Source organism: Vibrio sinus, from assembly GCF_023634645.1.
Lineage (GTDB): Bacteria > Pseudomonadota > Gammaproteobacteria > Enterobacterales > Vibrionaceae > Vibrio > Vibrio sinus.
In genome coordinates this window covers 34,129-55,547 of the sequence record NZ_JAMKMR010000015.1, presented here as the reverse complement: position 1 = coordinate 55,547, position 21,419 = coordinate 34,129, and the positions used below count along the sequence as shown (strand labels likewise).

Annotated in this window: 18 protein-coding genes and 3 tRNA genes; 14 read left to right on the top strand and 7 right to left on the bottom strand. The window is 43.5% G+C overall.

The window, feature by feature from the left end; all coding sequences use genetic code 11:
• Nucleotides 1–30 precede the first annotated feature (30 nt).
• The 8 genes from M9194_RS15395 to M9194_RS15360 all read left to right on the top strand — a co-directional run bounded on the left by M9194_RS15395 (nucleotide 31) and on the right by M9194_RS15360 (nucleotide 6,716).
• Nucleotides 31–1,212: a serine hydrolase gene (locus M9194_RS15395; protein ID WP_250613573.1), complete on the top strand. Its 1,182-nt coding sequence runs from the start codon at nucleotides 31–33 to the stop codon at nucleotides 1,210–1,212.
• 83 nt (nucleotides 1,213–1,295) lie between these two features.
• Nucleotides 1,296–1,574: a DUF493 family protein YbeD gene (gene ybeD / locus M9194_RS15390; RefSeq protein ID WP_250613572.1), complete on the top strand. Its 279-nt coding sequence runs from the start codon at nucleotides 1,296–1,298 to the stop codon at nucleotides 1,572–1,574.
• A 252-nt stretch (nucleotides 1,575–1,826) separates the two neighbouring features.
• Nucleotides 1,827–2,396, top strand: a complete 570-nt coding sequence (locus M9194_RS15385; RefSeq protein WP_250613571.1) for a hypothetical protein — start codon at nucleotides 1,827–1,829, stop codon at nucleotides 2,394–2,396.
• Between the two features lie 103 nt (nucleotides 2,397–2,499).
• Nucleotides 2,500–3,153, top strand: a complete 654-nt coding sequence (gene lipB / locus M9194_RS15380; RefSeq protein ID WP_250613570.1) for a lipoyl(octanoyl) transferase LipB — start codon at nucleotides 2,500–2,502, stop codon at nucleotides 3,151–3,153.
• On the top strand, nucleotides 3,146–4,111 hold the full coding sequence (gene lipA / locus M9194_RS15375; protein WP_250613569.1) for a lipoyl synthase: 966 nt from the start codon (nucleotides 3,146–3,148) through the stop codon (nucleotides 4,109–4,111). Before lipB ends, lipA begins: the two co-directional genes overlap by 8 nt.
• Nucleotides 4,112–4,285: 174 nt before the next feature.
• A complete protein-coding gene (locus M9194_RS15370) occupies nucleotides 4,286–4,612 on the top strand; it encodes a hypothetical protein (protein WP_250613568.1) in 327 nt (108 codons plus the stop codon).
• Nucleotides 4,613–4,880: 268 nt separating this feature from the next.
• The gene (locus M9194_RS15365; RefSeq protein ID WP_250613567.1) at nucleotides 4,881–5,183 is read left to right on the top strand and encodes a YerC/YecD family TrpR-related protein; all 303 of its coding nucleotides are present in this window, start codon (nucleotides 4,881–4,883) and stop codon (nucleotides 5,181–5,183) included.
• A gap of 120 nt (nucleotides 5,184–5,303) precedes the next feature.
• Nucleotides 5,304–6,716 carry an APC family permease gene (locus tag M9194_RS15360; protein WP_250613566.1) on the top strand — a complete coding sequence of 471 codons (1,413 nt, stop codon included), beginning with the start codon at nucleotides 5,304–5,306 and terminating at the stop codon, nucleotides 6,714–6,716.
• A gap of 74 nt (nucleotides 6,717–6,790) precedes the next feature.
• Here M9194_RS15360 and glyA read toward each other — a convergent pair whose 3' ends face one another.
• Entirely contained in the window at nucleotides 6,791–8,041 is a 1,251-nt protein-coding gene (gene glyA, locus M9194_RS15355; RefSeq protein WP_250613565.1) for a serine hydroxymethyltransferase, read from the bottom strand.
• Between the two features lie 321 nt (nucleotides 8,042–8,362).
• Here glyA and M9194_RS15350 point away from each other — a divergent pair, with 321 nt between their 5' ends.
• A complete protein-coding gene (locus tag M9194_RS15350) occupies nucleotides 8,363–8,998 on the top strand; it encodes a YitT family protein (RefSeq protein WP_250613564.1) in 636 nt (211 codons plus the stop codon).
• A gap of 51 nt (nucleotides 8,999–9,049) precedes the next feature.
• Here the strand turns inward: M9194_RS15350 and vexH are convergent, their stop codons facing one another.
• Both vexH and M9194_RS15340 read right to left on the bottom strand, forming a co-directional pair.
• Nucleotides 9,050–12,160 (bottom strand): vibriobactin export RND transporter permease subunit VexH, encoded by a 3,111-nt coding sequence (gene vexH / locus M9194_RS15345; RefSeq protein ID WP_250613563.1) that lies wholly within the window; start codon nucleotides 12,158–12,160, stop codon nucleotides 9,050–9,052.
• A 2-nt stretch (nucleotides 12,161–12,162) separates the two neighbouring features.
• Nucleotides 12,163–13,215 carry an efflux RND transporter periplasmic adaptor subunit gene (locus M9194_RS15340; RefSeq protein ID WP_250613562.1) on the bottom strand — a complete coding sequence of 351 codons (1,053 nt, stop codon included), beginning with the start codon at nucleotides 13,213–13,215 and terminating at the stop codon, nucleotides 12,163–12,165.
• Nucleotides 13,216–13,526: 311 nt separating this feature from the next.
• On the opposite strand from M9194_RS15340, the gene M9194_RS15335 reads away from it, so the two are divergent.
• The 3 genes from M9194_RS15335 (at nucleotide 13,527) to M9194_RS15325 (ending at nucleotide 13,966) form a co-directional block, all read left to right on the top strand.
• Nucleotides 13,527–13,611, top strand: a tRNA-Tyr gene (locus M9194_RS15335).
• A gap of 93 nt (nucleotides 13,612–13,704) precedes the next feature.
• A tRNA-Tyr gene (locus M9194_RS15330) sits at nucleotides 13,705–13,789 on the top strand.
• A gap of 92 nt (nucleotides 13,790–13,881) precedes the next feature.
• Nucleotides 13,882–13,966: transfer RNA gene (locus M9194_RS15325), tRNA-Tyr, on the top strand.
• Between the two features lie 65 nt (nucleotides 13,967–14,031).
• Here the strand turns inward: M9194_RS15325 and treC are convergent.
• From treC to gmhB, 4 genes are all read right to left on the bottom strand, one after another.
• Entirely contained in the window at nucleotides 14,032–15,714 is a 1,683-nt protein-coding gene (treC, locus tag M9194_RS15320) for an alpha,alpha-phosphotrehalase (protein WP_250613561.1), read from the bottom strand.
• A gap of 13 nt (nucleotides 15,715–15,727) precedes the next feature.
• Nucleotides 15,728–17,152, bottom strand: a complete 1,425-nt coding sequence (treB, locus tag M9194_RS15315; protein WP_250613560.1) for a PTS trehalose transporter subunit IIBC — start codon at nucleotides 17,150–17,152, stop codon at nucleotides 15,728–15,730.
• A gap of 181 nt (nucleotides 17,153–17,333) precedes the next feature.
• Nucleotides 17,334–18,299 (bottom strand): trehalose operon repressor TreR, encoded by a 966-nt coding sequence (gene treR, locus M9194_RS15310; protein WP_250613559.1) that lies wholly within the window; start codon nucleotides 18,297–18,299, stop codon nucleotides 17,334–17,336.
• 36 nt (nucleotides 18,300–18,335) lie between these two features.
• Complete coding sequence (gene gmhB, locus M9194_RS15305; protein ID WP_250613558.1) at nucleotides 18,336–18,893, bottom strand: D-glycero-beta-D-manno-heptose 1,7-bisphosphate 7-phosphatase; 558 nt, start codon at nucleotides 18,891–18,893, stop codon at nucleotides 18,336–18,338.
• Nucleotides 18,894–19,132: 239 nt separating this feature from the next.
• Between gmhB and M9194_RS15300 the strand changes: the two genes are divergently transcribed.
• Together M9194_RS15300 and M9194_RS15295 are read left to right on the top strand one after the other, a co-directional pair.
• Nucleotides 19,133–19,870 carry a substrate-binding periplasmic protein gene (locus M9194_RS15300; protein WP_250613557.1) on the top strand — a complete coding sequence of 246 codons (738 nt, stop codon included), beginning with the start codon at nucleotides 19,133–19,135 and terminating at the stop codon, nucleotides 19,868–19,870.
• A 355-nt stretch (nucleotides 19,871–20,225) separates the two neighbouring features.
• On the top strand, nucleotides 20,226–21,416 hold the full coding sequence (locus tag M9194_RS15295) for an efflux RND transporter periplasmic adaptor subunit (protein ID WP_250613556.1): 1,191 nt from the start codon (nucleotides 20,226–20,228) through the stop codon (nucleotides 21,414–21,416).
• Nucleotides 21,417–21,419: the final 3 nt, after the last annotated feature.

The following is a 21,419-nucleotide window of genomic DNA, read 5'->3' as shown; positions in this document are numbered from 1 at the left end:
TACTTGGATGTGAAAAATAATTGTACTGACATGAAAAAATATACTCTCACTCATCTATTACCTTCTTTGGTCGCCATTTTTGTCGCGACTTTTGCTATTTTTCCAAGCTACGCAGCCCCTGTCATCATTCCCGATGCACCCGACATCGCTGCAAAAGGCTATGTACTGATGGATTACAACTCTGGAAAAGTACTAGCCGAAAGCAACATGAACCTCAAGTTGCACCCAGCCAGTTTAACCAAGATGTTAACAAGCTACGTGATTGGACAAGAAATCAAGCACGGTAATATTCACCGAACGGATCAAGTGACCATCAGCAAAGACGCGTGGGCGAAAAACTTTCCTGACTCTTCGAAAATGTTCATTGAGGTCGGAACGAAAGTGTCCGTCGCCGATCTCAATAAAGGCATCATCATAGACTCAGGAAACGATGCATGTGTGGCTATGGCTCAGTATATTGCAGGATCTCAAGGTGCGTTCGTTGATTTAATGAACTCTTGGGCACAAAAAATTGGCATGAAGGATTCACACTTCACTAACGTTCATGGCTTAGACAATCCAGATCTGTATACCACTCCCTACGATATGGCGCTGTTGGCACAGGCACTGATTCGTGACGTACCAGATGAGTATAAAATCTACGCGCAGAAAAAGTTCACCTACAACGGGATCACCCAATATAACCGCAACAGTTTGTTGTGGGACACCAGCTTAAATGTCGACGGCATCAAAACTGGCCACACGAATAATGCTGGATACAATTTAGTGACATCCGCGACCCAAGGCGGCATGCGTTTAATCAGCGTCGTCATGGGGGCCAAAAGTGCCAATGCTCGTGTTGCAGAAAGTAAAAAGCTTCTAACCTACGGGTTTCGTTTTTTTGAAACCGTCGAGCCGCATAAAGCTGGAGAAACCTTTATCAAGGATAAAGTGTGGATGGGAGATAAAGACACCGTTGATCTTGGTGTCAACGAAAACACCTTCGTGACCTTGCCAAGAGGAGATGCGAAAAACCTCACCGCCAGTTTTGTTCTAGAAAAGGCGCTGGAAGCCCCTTTGAAAAAAGGTGAAGTGGTCGGCAAACTCTTTTATCAGCTAAATGGCAAAGATATTGCCCAATACCCATTGGTGGCATTGGATAATGTCCAACAAGGCGGATTCTTTAGTCGACTGTGGGACCACATCGTACTATTTCTTAAAGGGCTGTTTTAGCCGTTATCTCCCCCTTGAGCTTGAGGGCGTTTAGCAGTACTATTGCCACCCTTGCTATTACTGATATTGTTGGAGCCTCTATAATGTTAAACATTAATTCAGACGCTAAATTAAAAGACTTACTCGAGTTTCCTTGCTCGTTTACCTACAAAGTGATGGGGCACGCAAAGCCTGATCTCACAGAAAAGGTCTTAGAAGTTATCCAACGTCATGCACCAGGCAGCTATAGCCCAACGCTTAAGCCAAGTGCTAAAGGCAACTATCACTCAGTATCAGTGAATATTACGGCAACCTCTATTGAGCAAGTAGAAACCTTGTACAAAGAGCTTGGTGAGATTGATATTGTCCGTATGGTACTCTAAAGCTAAGCGCTTAGTATTGTCATTCCAGTTTACGAAAAACCCACTTTCTACAGTGGGTTTTTTATTGCCACTTTTTGTTCATTCACGAAATTCATTCTATTTCATAGCAAAATATCACGTTTCCTTTAAGGGATAAGCGCTTTCCATATAAAAATAAACACCTATGCATCAGAAAATAAAATATTCTACTAACACAATTAAAACATCCAAAATGATAGAATTATTCATTTAATAACAATAGGTTAATTAGTCATGCACTTAGACGCTGGTCAGTTTGGTTTTCTCACTTATCAACGCTTAATATCATCCAACATTGATATGACCGATCTCATGTCATGCTCTGCATTTATCGTAACTTGTGACACAGGCGTATTTGCTTATCATATTAATACCGGAAGCGTTGGCCAAACAGTGGTCAAGGATATTCGAAATACCTTTAGATCATCATCAAGGTATCAGCAAGCCGAGTCACCCATTCCTCTTGCCGCTTATCTATTTTACCCAGCGACGGATTACGGAGCAAAAAACAGCAGACGTTGTATGAAAGATACAGAAAGGCTTACCAGGCTAATCAATGAATTTAACCCACAATGTTCATTCGCAACGTTCGATTTAAAGCAAAATGAAAGCATTGTGATGGTGAGAACAAATGACATTGTCTATTCGTTTAATCCGCTGACAACAATTGGCTTTAACAACCCGGCGGCCATTCTAGCAAGCCAATCGAGTACAACCTCAAGAAATGGATATCAGCGACTGAGCGATGGTTCTCGATCCCGCAGTCGAAGCCAATGCCCCAAGTGCCAATGCACCATCTTATAAACTGTATGTAAGACGTTGTCTAGGTTGATCCTCCACGTAGAAACTCGCATCTTTAGGTTACTTGGGTATAATATGCGATCTCTATTGTCTTATTGGTAAGAGTATGCAAGACCAACTTATTGTGAAAAAACTCGGCAGGCAAGACTACCTTCCCGTATGGCAAGCAATGCACGAGTTCACCGACAATCGTAATGAAGATAGTTTGGATGAAATATGGTTAGTTGAGCATAATCCAGTCTTTACTCAAGGCCAGGCGGGAAAAGCGGAGCATCTGCTTTCTCCAGGTGATATTCCTGTTGTTCAAAGTGATCGTGGCGGTCAGGTAACCTACCATGGGCCTGGACAACTTGTCGCTTACTTTTTAATTAACCTAAGACGAAAGAAGTTAGGTGTCAGAGACTTAGTGACTCATATTGAAAACATCGTAATTAATACGCTTAAGTCTTATAATATCGCCTCTAGTGCACGACCCGACGCCCCTGGTGTTTACGTCGACAATAAGAAAATTTGTTCATTGGGGCTACGCATCCGCAAAGGCTGTTCATTTCATGGTCTTGCTCTAAATGTCAACATGGACCTTTCTCCTTTTCAAAGAATTAACCCCTGTGGTTATGAAGGAATGGAAATGGTTCAAGTAAGCCAACTTAATGGCCCAGATTCGTTAGAAGCTGTCGAGCAACAGCTAATACAAGAGCTCGTATCATTGCTCAACTACGAGCACATTGAATTTATTACAGAAGCAGTTAATCATGAGTAAACCAATCCAGATGGAAAAAGGCGTTAAATACCGCGACGCCGATAAAATGGCTCTCATTCCAACTAAGAATATGCCAGTAGAGCAAAAAGAAATTCTTCGTAAGCCGGAATGGATGAAAATTAAACTTCCAGCAGATAGCCAACGTATTCAAGATATTAAATCTGCAATGCGTAAAAATAACCTTCACTCTGTATGTGAAGAAGCTTCTTGCCCAAACCTTGCCGAGTGTTTTAATCACGGAACGGCAACCTTTATGATCTTGGGTGCAATTTGTACAAGGCGCTGCCCTTTCTGTGATGTTGCTCATGGCCGTCCACTTCCTGTAGAACAGGGAGAGCCACAAAAACTGGCTCAAACCATCAAAGATATGAAGCTTAAGTATGTCGTTATCACCTCTGTGGACCGTGACGATTTAAGGGATGGCGGTGCTGAGCATTTTGCTGACTGTAATAAAGCCATTCGTGAACTAAACCCTGAGATTCGTATTGAAACCTTAGTCCCAGATTTTCGTGGTCGGATGGATACGGCACTTGAGCTGTTAAAAGACAACCCACCAGATGTCTTTAACCACAACTTGGAAACGGCACCACGCTTGTATCGTAAAGCAAGACCCGGTGCCAACTACAAATGGTCACTGCAACTGTTGAAGAAGTTTAAAGAACAGCATCCAGATGTACCGACTAAGTCTGGGTTAATGATGGGACTGGGCGAAACAAAAGAAGAAATCGTCGAAGTGCTAAAAGATTTGCGTGAACACGGTGTCACTATGCTGACCCTCGGACAATATCTTGCACCAAGCCGACACCACTTGCCCGTTGAACGCTACGTACCACCTGCTGAGTTTGAAGAATTAAAGCAAATTGCCTTAGATCTTGGCTTTACTCACGCAGCGTGTGGCCCATTTGTGCGCTCTTCATACCACGCTGATTTACAAGCCAAAGGTGTTGAAATCAAGTAAGCCAGCTTGCTTTTAGTAAAGTAAACTCAGTTAACAGACACCTCACAGAAGCCACATTCGTGGCTTCTTCAGTTCAAAAAAGTTTAAATTGCCACCCTCGCGCCTTGAATATATTCATATTGTTCTATACGCTAAGCTAAACATAACCTACAAAACATAAGCTAAGGATTAGCGATGAAACGAATTGGATTTTTCGCCGTCATCTTCTCAGCGCTACTCGCTGGGTGTGCCTCTAACACCCAACAAGACAACTATCGTGAAGCCTCTTTTGAGCTGTGCAATACCAAAGTCGATGTGTATTCTGTGAGTGAAGACGGCAGAGTGAGAATAATTTGTTCCGATGGTTCTAAGTTTGCCCTTAAAAGCGAACAAACCTTGGTCGTCATGAAAGACATTAACGTTGAATACTGTGACGGTGAAGGGTTAGGCAAGTTTAACGAAAGCCGTAAATATTACACCTTTAGCTGTAAATCAGGCACTTTGTTAAGCATAAACAAATAATTCCCACACTGATTCAATCTATGACTCTGGTTAGCATTCATAGCTAACCAGCTAGCATCTTTCTCTACTTTCTATATTGCTGAGAAAATAATTTACTATTCAGCCTCACTCTTTATTTACCCTCAAATTCCCTTTTAAACAACTAATTACCGACCATTCATTCAACATTAGTCTTTAGTCGGTCTGTCTAGGTAAGGAGAAAGTTGTTGTCTATATCACCGCGCTGTATTACCATACTAACACAGTAAAACAGACGGCATTTAAAATAGTGAAAGAAACCGACAAACTGGCAGATGAGCTGTACACCGCTATCACCCAATTACAATCTGCAGAAGAAGCCAAACTATTTTTCGCTGACCTTTGTACTCCGCAAGAAATCCATGGCATGGCGGAAAGATGGCGCATTGCGATATACCTCAAGCAAGACATGTCTTATCGTGAAATTTCAGCCAAAACTGGAGTGAGTGTTACAACCGTTGGGCGCGTCGCCCGAGCGCTAAACTATGGTGACGGTGGCTACGAACTGCTACTGAATCGTACCGAGCATCTGCACACAGAGCAAAAATCCTAGTTAGTTTTAAGCAGACACAACATCTTCAAGATCAACAATATTTTAATTAAGCAAATCACGGAATGAATGGCGCAAGCCGACTTTAGCCTAGAGTGGCCAAACCTTAGTGGTAGTGATTACATGATTACAAATCGTAAAAATAAAAAAGCGCTCAGTGTTTTTTCCCTTGTCATGATCAACGTGATCGCAGTTGATAGTTTGCGCTCACTCCCCATCAGCGCTGAGTACGGCCTCTCACTGGTTTTTTACTATATTGCAGGTGCACTGTTTTTCATGATTCCAAGTGCATTAGCGGCCGCAGACATGTCGACTGGTTGGCCAAAAAATGGTGGTATTTATGTGTGGGTTCGAGAAGCATTTGGCAAAAAAGCTGCCTTTATCGTGGCATGGATACTTTGGCTATATAACATCATCTGGTTCCCCACCATCTTATCTTTCTTGGCATCAACGCTTTTCTACATTATTAACCCAAGCCTTGCGACAGATAAAAGCATGATTTTCATTGCGATAACCATCATGTTCTGGCTTGCAACACTGGCCAATTGTTTCGGCATGAAAGTATCTGGTTTTATCAGCACTCTTGGCTCTATTTTCGGCACTATCTTGCCTATGCTACTGATTATCGTGTTAGCCATTGGTTGGGTAGTGGCAGGCAAACCCATCGCGATTAACCTTGGTTGGCACAATGCGCTCCCCGATCTGAGTAGCCTTAATAATCTCGCCATTCTTTCTGGCATGCTGTTTGGCCTAGTGGGTATGGAAATGTCAGCCATTCACGCTCAAGATGTTGAAAACCCAAAAAAAGATTACCCAAAAGCTCTACTGTACTCTACGGTTCTTATCCTATTTTGCTCAATCCTTGGCTCGCTAGCAGTCGCTATTGTGATTCCTCAAGATAAAATCAATTTATCTTCTGCAGTAATCACCTCGTTTTCGATTTTCTTTGCCAGCTACAAGATGTCATGGATGATGCCCATCATTATGGGATGCATCATTCTTGGCGGCTTTTCTGGGGTCTCTGCTTGGATTTTGGGCCCGGGCAAGTGTATTCGCCAAGCCAGTGAAGATGGCAGCGCACCAAAGTTTTTGGCCAAAAGCACGAAAAATGGTGCACCAATCGCTATTCTAATGGTGCAGGGAGTTATCTTTACTCTCCTTGCTATGTTGTTCCTTTACTTCCCTGGGTTCAACGCATCGTACTGGCTACTGTCTGCAATGACAGCTCAGCTCTCGGTCATATTCTATATGTTTTTGTTTGCCGCGTTAATCAAGCTCAAAGTCTCCAAACCTGATGTGCCAAGAGGCTACTCTATTCCTGGTGGCATTGTTGGAGCAAGCATCGTGGGCGGCATTGGTATCATTACTTGTCTGTTCGTACTGATACTAGGATTCTTGCCACCTTCGCAAATTACTATCATGAGTAAAACAGCCTACGAACTCATTTTAATTGGCGGTACTGTATTAGTCTGCATTATCCCTGTTTTGCTTCCTTCAGCAGAATCAAGAGCTAAGAAAAATGCATTGAAAGCCTAAGAAGTCAATGCGGATAACACAAATAAGAAAAGGCGAGCAACTCCATTGCTCGCCTTTCACAATATAAGCGAATATTACGCGTAAACAGGCAGACGTTTACAAATTTCTAGGACTTTTGCTTTTGTTGCCTCAATCACTTTTGCGTCATTAGCATTATCTAAAACATCGCACATCCAGTTCGCGAGCTCTTTGGCATCGTTTACTGAAAAACCGCGACGAGTAATGGCAGGCGTACCTACACGAATACCAGATGTGACAAATGGACTGCGTGGATCGTTCGGTACCGAGTTTTTGTTCACGGTAATGTTGGCTGAGCCAAGGGCAGCATCCGCTTCTTTGCCCGTGATACCTTTATCAATCAAATCGACCAGGAACAAGTGGTTTTCTGTTGAGTTTGATACGATCTTATAACCGCGATCTTGGAACTGAGCCACCATGGCTTTGGCATTTTCAACAACACGCGTTTGGTAGTCTTTGAATTCAGGCTCCATTGCCTCTTTAAATGCCACCGCTTTTGCTGCGATAACATGCATTAGTGGGCCCCCCTGTCCACCTGGGAAGACGGCAGAATTTAGCTTCTTATACATGTCTTCGCCGGCGTTAGATAGGATTAAACCACCACGTGGACCCGCCAGTGTTTTGTGTGTCGTTGTGGTTACCACATGCGCGTGAGGCACTGGCGTTGGATAAACACCAGCGGCAATTAAACCCGCGACGTGAGCCATGTCCACGAATAGGAACGCATCCACCTTATCGGCAATTTCACGCATGCGCGCCCAATCCACCACTTGAGAGTAAGCAGAGAAGCCACCGATGATCATTTTCGGTTTGTGCTCAAGCGCTAGCTGCTCCATCTCGTCATAGTTAATCTGACCCGCTTCATCGATGCCATAAGGGATAACGTTGTAGTGCTTGCCCGAAAAGTTAACTGGTGAACCATGAGTAAGATGGCCGCCGTGAGCCAAGCTCATTCCTAGTACTGTATCACCTGGGTTCAACAATGCCATGTACACCGCGCTGTTAGCTTGAGAGCCAGAATGTGGTTGTACATTCGCATATTCACAACCAAACAGCTGACAAGCACGGTCGATTGCCAAGGATTCCGCTTTGTCTACATACTCACAACCACCGTAGTAGCGCTTGCCAGGATAACCTTCTGCGTATTTGTTGGTTAATTGAGAACCTTGAGCTTCCATTACACGAGGGCTTGTGTAGTTTTCAGAGGCGATGAGTTCAATATGCTCTTCTTGGCGAAGAGTTTCTTCTTGGATAGCTGCAAATAGCTCCGCGTCGTAATTCGCGATATTCATATCACGCTTTAGCATCTGTATCTCCTGACTAAAAATGTACTCGAATATGCACAAAAAGATCGAAAGCAAACGTTTTCGTCATTGTAATGGCGCGCATTCTACATAATTTGAACTACCTCATAAAGAGGTATTTTGATATTTATTTTGTCTTCTACACAAGAAATCATACCAAGCCGCTCTCAATGACACCGCTGGCAAAGACGCTTATGTCAAACTCAGACTTTACACTGTGTAAAACTCCAATTACATAGGTTTACCCTAATTTCCTGGCTGAAGCTACCGAAATGGTCGCTTTTTCTCTAATATGCCGGCTCATTTTATTTAGACGAATTCGGTATGAACAAGCACAGCAAAAAAGAAGATTGGATAGCCATTGTGACGGGCACATTTTTAGTGGCACAAGGTGTATTCTTTTTGCAAACAGGCCACCTTCTTACTGGTGGTACGGCGGGGCTTGCTCTACTTGTTGGGCAGCTTAGTGGCCTGGAATTTGGCCCGTTATATTTTTTACTAAACTGTCCCTTCTATTTGCTGGCCTGGAGGCGTTTTGGCGCTCGCTTTGCCATTAACAGTGTCATTTCGGGCGGACTCGTTGCCATCTTTTCCGATAACCTAACTCGATTTATCTCGGTTAATAATATCGACCCAACCTACTGTGCTATTTCAGGCGGTTTGCTGATGGGCCTTGGCATGCTCATTCTGTTTCGTCATCATGCAAGTTTAGGCGGATTTAATGTCCTGTGTTTGTACATTCAAGATAAGATGGGGATCTCGGTCGGTAAAGTTCAGTTGGCTATCGACGCCTGTATCTTACTGACGTCTTTCTTTTTTACCTCTCCAAAACTGATTGCTTTGTCTGTCCTAGGTGCATTTATCCTCAACATCGTGCTCGCGATGAACCATAAGCCCACTCGCTATCAGGTAAACTATGACAAGCGAGCTAAAGTTAATCGCTCAAACCAACAAGCTTGAGCGAAATAACGCCAAGGCGCTGCAAAAATAGTCGCAAAAGGTCAGCACGCCCTAATGTGATGAACGTGATTTAACATCATGGCTGAGCTCTCGGTTGAGCTCATCTTCCACATGGCCGGGGGCTTGTGTTGATTTCGACAGCAATCGGTACATAGCAGGAATGACAAATAAAGTCACGATAGTCGCAAAAGCCATACCAAAGAATATCACGGTACCCACAGCGACCCGGCTCTCATACCCAGCTCCCGTTGATAGAATTAATGGGATCGAGCCTGCCAGAGTAGTAAATGCCGTCATCAAGATTGGCCTGAGCCTTCTTGCCGATGCATCCACAATCGCTTGATGGAATTCTATGCCTCGGTCGCGAAGTTGATTGGCAAATTCAACGATCAAAATACCATTCTTGGTCACCATACCAATTAACATGATCATGCCTATTTGACTGTATATATTCATTCCCTGGTGCATGATTAATAAACCAAGGAAACCGCCAAATACCCCCATCGGCACGGTGAACATCACCACGAGTGGATTGATAAAGCTTTCAAACTGGGCACACAACACCAGATATGCCACCAGTAACGCTAGAGCAAAGACCACCAGTACACTTGACTGATTCTCTTTAAAATCCTTTGACTCTCCGGAATAGCTAACTGAAATATCCCCAGGTAACATCTCGATGGCTTTGTCATCCAAAAAGTCCAGTGCTTGGCCTAAAGTATAGCCATTGGCTAAATTGGCCGACACCGTTACCGCTTTTTGCTTGTTGTAATGAGAGAGCTTGATAGAGGATGCCACCTCTTCAATTTTCGCCAACGAATCTAACGTGATCAGTTGCCCAGAAGCCGTTCTCATATAGATCTGACTCAGGTCGGCTGAATTGTTAAAGCTGTTTTCATCACCTCGCAAGTACACATCGTACTCTTCTCCGCGATCAACAAACGTGGTTTCACTTTTACCACCAAGCATGATTTCCAAGGTATCAGAAATATCCGCAGCAGAAATACCTAACTCTGCCGCTCTTTGTTTATCAATCGAAACCACAAGCTCCGGTGTTTTTTCTGAGTAATTGATTTCAACGCCTTCCATCATCGGGGAGTTTTCTGCTGCAACTTTGAGTTTTTCCGCCCATTGTTTTAGCTCTTCATAATTTGAGCCCCCCAATACAAACTGGACAGGTTCACTGGACCCACCTCTAAAACCAGGCATAAAGGGGAAGACTCGTACATCCGGTATTCCGGCCAGCGCTTTGCGTACTTGCCCTAAAGCTTGCTGCGCGGTGACACTTCGGTCGTTCCAATCCTCCAAAATCATGATGACGAACCCCGTTTGATCGCCTGCATTGCCCCCAAATGCGGGAGATTGGATGCTAAAAGATTTTAAAAAGCCTTTGCCGAGTAAAGGCATCAACCTTTCTTCCACCAAGTCCATATTGGCCGACATGCGGTTATAACTGGTTGCATCCGCGCCGCGTACAAAAGCAAAAATCACGCCTCGATCTTCTGAGGGAGTCAGCTGGGATGGCACCAAATTCAGTAGCCCGTAACTTCCTCCAATACAGAGCACAATGATGATCGGCGCAAACCAACTCCATTGAATGGCTTTTTTCAGCGCCCGCCGATACACACCTTCTAATTTAGAAAACGAGCTATCGACAAACCGATTAAATCGGTTTGGTTTGACATTCAGTTTCAATAACTTGCTACTAAGAACTGGCGTCAAGGTCAAGGCTATCAAGGAGGAAAATATGACGGCCATAGCCAGCAACACAGAAAATTCAGTAAAGAGTAGTCCCACCATCCCATCCATAAACGAGATTGGCAGGAATACCATCACCAAGACGAGCGTTGTAGCAACCACGGCAAAGCCAACTTCTCTTGTCCCTTTATAGGCCGCCAATAACGGCTTTTCTCCTCGCTCTATGTGGTGAAATATATTTTCCACCACCACGATGGCATCATCCACCACCAGACCAATAGACAGAATAAGTGCCATTAAGGTAATCAGGTTAATGGAAAAACCAAAATAATACGCGGCAATAAAAGACGAGATAAGTGATACGGGTACAGTGACGGCAGGAATTAACGTTGCCCTCACCTGACCAATAAAAATATACAACACCAAAATCACCAAACCGCCAGTGATGAATAAGGTGTTATAAACTTCAGAGATGGAGCGCTCGATAAATACCGTAGAGTCATAGTCGATGGCAAGCCTAGTGCCATCGGGCAAAAACTTTTGAATGCTATTCACCTGATGATGCACCGCATCAGCGACCTGCAACGGGTTTGCATCGGATTGGGGCACGATACCCATGCTGACATTCACTACACCATCACTTTTGAATGTGGAGCTCTCGTTTTGAGCGCCAATGTACACATCAGCCACATCTTTTAAGTAAATCGGTGAGTTGTCACTGGCACGTTTTACGACTAAATAGTCGAAGTCTTCTGGCGTCAAATACGCCCGCGCCGTACGCACTGACATAACAGTAGAGTCATTGCGAATTTGTCCTCCGGGACGTTCTATATTTTCATCACTAAGTGCATCGGTAATGTCTTTGGTGGTCACACCGCGGCCAGCCATTTGATCGGGTTTTAGCTTAACGTACATCACTTTGTCTAAGCCACCAGTGACATTGATTGAGCTTACCCCAGGAATGAGGCTAAATCTATCTAACAAGACGCGATTAACGTAATCAGTGAGCTGCGTTCGATCCATCGTCGAAGAGCTTAAATTGACGTATAAGGATGCCTCTCCTGAACCATTATTTTTGTACACTATGGGCTCAGAAGCTTCATCGGGTAAGGAATTCAATGCTCGAGAGACCGCATCTCGCACATCGCTCACGCCTGTGGTTAAGTCATAGCCCAACTTAAAGGTAATGGTAATACGAGACATGCTATTTCTGGTGGTAGAAGAGATTTCATCAATGCCGCTGATGCCAGATAATTGATCTTCTAACACAGAAGTAATTTGATTCTCTATTATCGTGGCTGACGCACCTTCGTACCGCGTGCTAATCGATACAACCGGGCTTTCAATATCCGGCATTTCGCGCACCGCCAGTTTAGAAAAAGACACTAGGCCAAAGACACACAACAACAAGCTAAACACCACGGCAGCAACAGGCCGCTTAACCGATACATCTGACAACCACATGATTAAGCTTCCTTCTTCACTGGCTTGCCATTTTTATCGACTTCAGTGACCGTCACCCCATCACGCATGTTAACGATACCTTGTACTACCACCTTTTCCCCAATGGATAGACCTTTTTCAATAACGACCTGATTACCGACTCTAGCCCCCAACCATACTTCGGTGCGTGTTGCCTTATTATCCTTGTCGATGACATAGACATAACGTTTGGTACCTGAATACTCCAACGCTTGTACGGGAATGATGGGTGCGGTAATGGAAGGAAGTTGGATATCAACCGATAGCAACATACCGGGTTTCAGTTTACGTAAGCGATTATCGAATTGAATTCGAACTTTCATATTGAGGGTTTCTGGGTTGATTCGGGTATCAATGGCTCGAATTTTTCCATCGAATGCATCATTAGCCCACGCACTGGACGTACCAACCACCTTCATGCCCTCGCGCAACTTGGATAGATAGCGCTCTGGGACAGAGAGATCAAGGCGCATGGTGGATAAATCATCCAACGTCATAAGCTCGCTTCCCAAGCTCACGTATTGACCGCGACTAAAGCTAATAAAGCCAATCGTGCCGTTAAACGGGGCTCGAATATACATATCACTTAAATTGGCATTGGCCGCATCCAAACGGGCTTTGCCAATTTCCACACTGGCTTTTTGCGCATCTATCTCAGTCAATGTAATGGCATTTCTTTTAGAAAGCCTTTCAAATTCGTTCAGTTTCCTTTGCTCATCTTTCAAATACGCTTTTGCTTCAGCAACCGCTGCCAGCGCTTTATTGTCTTCAAGCTGTACCAGCAACTGACCTTGTTTGACGTTTTGATTTTCAGAGACGGCTATTTTGTCTACTTTGCCAGCGACTTCAGAAGACACGTCTACAGATTGCTCGGCTTCTAGTTTGCCGACCAAAGTGAGATTTTGCGAAACTTGATGTGTGGCCACTTGTTCAGTCACCACGGAAATCACTTGCGCCTGATTTGGCCCTTTGGCTTGTGAGCCTATAGGTATCAAAAAGACAAGTGCAGCAAGGTATACATTTGCTAATCGAATCATTGTTATACTTTCCCTGTAAATTAGCCAATGACATTCTAACAGTACACTAAATGCTTTAGCGTAAAGGTGTGTAAAGAAAACGACGTAAAGCGTAACTATCCATGTTTTTATTCTCTTAGTATTTTTTGCCTTTTATTTGACTAAAACAATGTAAAACCACTCACTTTGTCCAAAAAGTCAGCATTTAATTCAAAACCATAAGAAAAGTCTTTACAGCGAAAGCAAGTTTGCTATGATGCGCTCCGCACTTGAGAGATGTGTTGGGAAAACATCACTTAAGCTTACTTTCTGAGAAAGTAAGAAAACACCCTGGAGGGGTTCCCGAGTGGCCAAAGGGAGCAGACTGTAAATCTGCCGGCTCCGCCTTCGATGGTTCGAATCCGTCCCCCTCCACCATATTCTTTCGTATTGAATTCAATACGAAAACACTTGATTAAGTGTGTTGGGAAAACCTTAATCAAGCTTACTGATAAAGTAAGAAAACACCCTGGAGGGGTTCCCGAGTGGCCAAAGGGAGCAGACTGTAAATCTGCCGGCTCCGCCTTCGATGGTTCGAATCCGTCCCCCTCCACCATATTCTTTCGTATTAAACACAATACGAAAACACTTGGTTAAGTGCGTTGGGAAAACCTTAATCAAGCTTACTGATAAAGTAAGAAAACCCCAGGAGGGGTTCCCGAGTGGCCAAAGGGAGCAGACTGTAAATCTGCCGGCTCCGCCTTCGATGGTTCGAATCCGTCCCCCTCCACCATATTCGGCTTCTAAAGCCATAAAAAATCCAGCCTAAGCGCTGGATTTTTTGTATCTTGCCGATTCTCACGATTCTATAAGAATGACTCTTGATTCATAAGCTCTCAAAACGATGTTGTGACTTAAGGGTTTTGAACCAATATCCGCATAATTACCAAGCAGGTAAGTAGCCTGACTTAAGTCACAATCCACTTCTAGTTGAACGCTGGTTTCTGGCTGATAGAAGTTGTTCAAACAAATTAGGCGTAGATCACCAAGTCTTCTCTGGTAGGCAAAGACCGCCTTGTCATCTGGCAGGAGGTCAGTATAGTCTCCATCAGTGATCACTGGGAACTGCTTACGTAGCTGAATCAAAGTTTGGTAGAAATAAAACACCGAGTCTGGATCATCAACAGCAAGGTTTGCATTGATCTGCGTATAATTCTCCGCCACATCTAACCACGGCCGTCCTTGAGTAAAGCCCGCATTTTTCTCGCTACTCCACTGCATGGGCGTGCGAGAATTATCACGAGATTTTTGCGCTAAAATAGCGAGCATTTCCTTTTTACTCACCACGCCCTGCTCAACCAGTAACTGATACATAGTGAGGCTTTCCACGTCTTGATACTGACCAATTCTGCTATAGCCCGGATTCGTCATACCAATCTCTTCCCCTTGATAAATATAAGGAGTCCCCTGCATCATGTGTAATGCAGCGGCAAGCATTTTGGCGGATTTAACTCGATATTGTCCATCATCTCCTAAACGGCTAACAATGCGCGGCTGATCATGGTTACACCAAAATAGCGCTCCCCATCCTTTTTGATGTAGCCCTTTTTGCCATTTGTCGAAAATTTGCTTTAGTGCGATAAAGTCAAAAGGTGCCAAAGCCCATTTTTCGCCATCTGGGTAGTCCACCTTTAAGTGATGGAAGTTGAATACCATAGACAGCTCTTTACCTTCTAGCGAAGAATACCGCTGACAATGCTCTAGCGTTGTTGACGACATTTCTCCAACGGTTACGCAGCCATATTTTTGAAATACATCTGCACTTAAGTCTTGTAGATATTCATGAACTCTTGGCCCATCGGTATAAAAGCGGCGGCCATCGCCTTGTTCATCGTCAGAAAACGTTTGATCCTTGGAAATCAGGTTAATGACATCCAAGCGAAAGCCATCCACCCCTTTCTTCGCCCAGTAACGAATGACGTTTTTTACTTCTTGACGAACTTGCGGATTTTCCCAATTAAGATCCGCCTGTTGTTTGGCAAACAAGTGCAAATAATATTGCCCTGAGTTTGGTTCGAGCTCCCAAGCGCTACCGCCAAATTTTGACTGCCAATTGTTAGGCTCTTGACCATTTACTAGATCTTTCCATATGTAATAGTCTCGGTAAACGCTGTCTGGATCACTAATAGCTGACTGAAACCAAGCATGCTGAGTCGATGTGTGGTTAACCACAATGTCCATGATAATTTTTATACCCAGAGCGTGTGACTTTTCCAGTAATTCATCAAAATCGGCCATCGTGCCAAAGTCTGGATTAATAGCGTAATAATCTGAGATATCGTAACCATTATCCACCATGGGAGATGGGTAGATAGGCGTTAACCAAATCGCTTCAACACCCAAGAGATTTAAGTAACCTAGCTTTGAAATAATGCCTTGTATATCTCCTACCCCTTTCGCTCCGCTGTCGCAAAAACTTTTCGGATAAATTTGATAAATGGTGGCCGATTTCCACCAGTCTATTTGTTTGTTTTGTTGCATCGTGTTTTATCGCCTATGCGCTCACTTGTTCCAACTGACCTTTCGCTTCTGCGCGTTTATAAAAAATAATGGTAAATACGATGGGCGCGATAATGGCAACTAACATCGCCAGGGCATAAACGCCCCAAAATTGCGGTTGGATGGATAGAATGCCAGGTAGGCCGCCAACCCCGATACCATTTGCCATTACCCCCGCGACACCACATACGCCTGCAGCTAAGGCGCTGCCAAGCATCGCACTTAGCATCGGAAATTTATATTTGAGATTAATGCCATACATGGCGGGCTCGGTAACACCAAGGTAAGCAGAAATCGCCGCAGGCACTGAGATGTCTCGCTCACCGTGTTTTTTACTGATGATGATAATTCCAGTCACAGCCGACGCTTGAGCAATATTCGATAAAGCGATCAATGGCCAGATGGGCGTCCCACCGAGCTCTTGCATCAGCTGTAAATCCACCGCATTGGTGGTGTGATGAATCCCAGTAATAACCAATGGCGCATAAAGAAAGCCAAAGATCATCGAGCCTACCACTCTAAAGTCCCCCGTCATCGCTGCTTTGGCCACTGCACCTACAGCATTACCAATATCTCTGCCTATTGGACCGATGATCGCGTGGGCAAGCAGCACAGCTAAAACAAGAGACACAAATGGCACCACCACCAAGTACAGATAAGCTGGGACTATTTTCTTTAAATTGGTTTCTATCAGGGCTAGCACCACTCCGGCTAACACTGCGGGAATGACCTGAGCTTGGTAACCAACCTGCTGTATGGTAAACCAACCAAAATCCCATACCTGTGGTACCTGTTTGCCAATAAGGTAAGCATTCATCAGTTGAGGAGAGACTAATGTAATCCCCAAGGTGATACCTAAAATAGGTGTCCCGCCAAGCTTTTTCACGGTAGACCAGCAAACTCCGACAGGGAGGTAGAAAAATATCGCTTCGCCGATCAGCCACAAAAAGGAGTGTGCGGTTGCCCAAAACTGGCTAATTTCAGTTAACGAGTGACCATCAAACATCTTGATATCACCAATTAAATTACGAAAACCAAGAATAAGACCACCTGTGATAATAGCCGGCAGCAAAGGAACAAAAATTTCCGCTAGATGAGAAATGCCTCTTTCAAGGACATTCATATTTTTTCTGGCCGCTTGCTTTGATTCGTCTTTTGAAGCCGACTGCTTTCCGGTTAGTGACAACAAGATAGCGTAAACTTCATCGACTTCTGTACCGACAACGACTTGAAATTGTCCTGCGTTGGTAAAACAGCCTTTCACTAAGCTAAGCGCTTCCAACTCACTTTTATTCGCCAGTTTAGTATCATTTAACACAAACCTTAACCGCGTTAAGCAATGGCTGACACTGGCGATATTGCCACTGCCGCCCACAAAGTTAATGATCTGCTCGACTTGTTTTTTCGATATTTTACTCACCTTTCCCGCCCCCACTCTGAGTACAACCGTGCTGTATAGCCAATCAACTTAGCTATTCATCGATATCTCTAACTGCAAACCTCATTAATGGGAACAGTCCCAAAAACAAAAAAAGAGTGGCATAAAACAAACAAAATGAAAATATAGGAAATGAATATTAATTGAGAGAGATCACAATATATTAGCCAGTCAGATCAGGCTTTAATATAGGAGATTGGGTCAGGTGAATAGGATGAGAGTGCTCTTTTATGCTAGACATCAGTAAGTTAACTGCTTTCTTTCCAACGAAGTGATAGCCCGGATCGACGCTATAAGTATTAGGAAACAAAAAAGACAGTAATTCGTTGCCACCAACACCAGTGACAACGATATCCTCTCTGCCAAGCTCTTTTAAACGTTTAATCGCTCCGAGCGCAAGGGAATCACTGGCGCAAACGATGGCTTGTGTATTGTCACTCAGTATATCGCCAACTAACTGGTAAGCACTCTCATGGCTCAACTCGCCCGTTTGGTAGATAGCACTCATTGCTTTACGCTCACACCAAAGCTTATAAGCCTCGAGCCGCAGTTTACCTGTCGTGATATCGCTAGGGTCGACGCCAAGATAGGATATATGCGTAATGCCTTGGCTTTGCAAATGATTTAATGCGGCGAAGATAATGGCTTGGTTGTCGTAATTGATCGATGAAATGTTATCGCTGTGCATAGCAATAATGACCGCTTTCTCTTTCCATGAGCCCAGCGACTGCATATCAATACCTGTAAACCCGAACACAATCACGCCATCGACATTACGCTTTTGCAGAACTTCGAGGTGTTCGTTGGTTTTTTTCCTATCAAAACGACTTTCCATCACCACGGCATCGTAGCCTAAAGCATAAACTTCATGCAGCATACTGCTGATCACTTTGTTCTCAGAAGCCGAATCCAGACGAGAAATGATGATACCAATCACTTTGAGCTTGCCACCCGCTCGCATTGACTGCGCGGACTTGGAAGGCACATAGCCGTGCTCTTCCATCACTCTCTCCACTCGCGCCCGAGTCTCGACTCTGACATTGGGATCATTAGTCAGCACTCGAGACACCGTGGATTTACCAACCCCGGATAGTTTTGCGATATCAACGATAGTGAGTTTTTTTTTCATCTTGTCGGTAATTAAGGTATTGTCCTTGAGCAGAAGCTAAGCCATATTTTTCACGTAATCTGGCACCTCTTTAATACTATCGAGCACCGTAGTCGCAATAGATTGTCCTTTATCCGTGACAGGCTTACCAGTACGAACTAAAATTTTTGTGCCCACACCGGCGGCTTCTGCGGCCATCATATCTTCTGCTTTATCACCGACCATGATCGAGTTTTTCATATCAATGTTAAGAAACTCTTTCGCAGAATTGAACATTCCTGGCTCAGGCTTTCTGCAATCACACTGTTGTTTATACTTACCGAGGCCGTGTTCAGGATGGTGCGGGCAGTAATAAAAACCATCGAACTCAACGCCGTTGTCGATAAAGTTCCAATCCATCCATTGAGTGAGAGACAAGAATCGTTCCTCAGTGTAGTAGCCACGAGCTATGCCTGCTTGGTTGGTCACTAATACCAATAAGTACCCCATTTGCTGAAGCTGTTTAGTCGCCTCAAACACGCCATCAATAAACTCAAATTCATGCTCATCATGTACGTATCCGTGATCCACATTAATCACACCATCCCGATCCAAAAACACTGCCGCTTTTGCCAAAATTCTCTACTCTCGTTAAAGACTGCTATTAACGGTAATTATTGCATGCTTTAGGCCGCTGACTCAAACGCAAGTAACGCCCCAGCTACGCTATAGTGACCGTTTTCTCCTTTCGAATCCTGGTATGGTCTTATTCATAAGAAAACACAGCAATTAATTAACTGGCACGGCTAATACAAGCACTTGATCTACACAAGTTTGCCTACAATATTGGCATAGAGCACCAAAGGAATAGTGAAATGAAAAAGTGGCTTATCTTCTTAACCCTTATTCTCAATATAGAATTTGTGTTTGCAAAACAGATGATTGTAGGTGTGGAGAATATTAACTATGCACCTATATATTCCATTCAAAATGGCCAATATACTGGTTATGCTCGAGAGCTTTTAGATCGCTTTGCTAAAGACTATAACCACAAGTTCACTTATCGCCCTTTACCTGTGGTTCGCCTTTTTCATGATTTAGTCAACCAAAAGGTCGACTTGAAGTTTCCCGATAACCCATATTGGGGCGCTGACATTAAAGGAGACCGGAACATTCTTTATAGTACCTCGGCCCTAAAATACACTGATGGCGTGCTTGTGCCGGAAAAAAATCTAGGCAAATCAACATTGAAAAAATTAGGCATCGTGAGAGGCTTTACCCCATATGCACTGCTGGATCAAATCAATAAAGGTAGAATCACAATAAAAGAGTTTAACAGCATTGATGGACTGCTAAAAAATATGGCTCACCGGAATGACTTAGATGGCGCCTACTTTAATATTGATGTCGCCGTCTACGCCATGAAGTCATTAGGAATAGCAGACAACACGCTTGTGTACGACCCCTCCATTCCACACATCAATAGCGACTACCTACTGTCATCTTTAAACCACCCGGATGTCATTGAGCAGTTCAATGAGTTTCTAACAAAAAATCAAGCTTGGGTGGAAGAGTTAAAAATGAAGTATGGATTGACTGAGCGAAATAAGTAATGTTCTAAATAACTGTTCGGTAATTTCATGACTGTGCTCCCCATTGTCGCTGCCATCACACAAACCGTTGGTATTGAGGAAGAATAACCGCTCATATGTTTAGAGGGCTGAGCTCTGACAGCCCTCTTTTTATTGAGCGCAAAAACATGGGCTACTCAGAGATATACACCAGTCTCCTTTAAATCTAAGAATCATGACAAAACAACACATTTCAATACAAACTCAATACATTAATTGATTTATCATTTAATTAGAATAAATAAAAGTAAGATAGTCAATACAAGCAAGCCAGAAGACATTCACTTAATATAAAACAAGTCAGAAAGTGTAACTTAACCATAATCATAAAATTCCTATGAAAATAAAAAACCGCCCTCTTCTTATCGTCGTATTTCTAATTTTTTCTATGGTAGTAATTTGGTTTCTTGAGGCTTCCTCTTTTTTCAACCCTAATCGCATTCATTATATTACAGCACCTGTAGAACGACGGGATATTGAAGAAACCGTATTAGCTACTGGAGTATTAGAAGGTGCAAAACAAGTTACCTTAGGAACTCAGGTTGATGGACAAATAAAATCAATACACGTCTCTGTAGGTGATAAGGTGAAAAAAGGGCAGTTACTCATAGAGATTGACCCTGAAATAAAACATAACGAATTGATGAAAATGATAGCTGAATTAAAGAAAGCTAAAGCCTCACTTCGTGAAAATGAAATCAACTTGAGTAATAAAGAAAAAACTTTTAAACGCCAATATAAGATGAAATTAGAAAACGCTACATCAGTGGCAAAATTAGAAGACTCACGCACTGAATTGGAATTGTATCGGACAAAAGTCGAATCATCAAAAACAGACATCATCAAAGCAGAAATTCAAGTGAAAAGCGCAAAAGCTGAACTCGAACTCACAAGGATTACAGCACCAATAGACGGCACTGTGATAGCTGTAAAATATGAAGAAGGTCAGACTCTTGTATCTCGTAACGAAGCCCCAAGCGTACTTACCATTGCTCAACTGGATAAGATGGTGGTGAAAGCCAAAGTGTCCGAGGCCGATATATTCAAAGTTAAGTCAGGCCTAGCTGCAAACATTACCACTTTGGGAAATCATGATCAGCGCTACGAAGGCGTATTGAAGACCATCAAACTCGCACCCGATAACATAATCAATGGCGATTCAGCTAATAGCTCCAGTGATAACTCAAGCAAAGCGGTTTACTACAGTAGTTTGATAGAAGTACCGAACCTGGACAAGTCCTTACAAGTAGGCATGACAGCACAAGTTTCCATCATTACCAATCGAGAGTCACAAGTACTGAGTATTCCCTTATCAGCTCTAAACTCTGGTCAAAATATTAGTGGCCTAAAGCATAGTGTACGTATTCTAGTCAACGATCAGCCGGTAGAAAAGACGATAAGTACTGGCATTCGTGACGGTTCTTATGTGCAAGTACTGTCTGGCTTAAATGATGGCGATAATATCATTCTCAACAACCAGCAATCGGAGAAAACAGCACTCCAAACAAACGCTATCTTTACGGGTTGATAT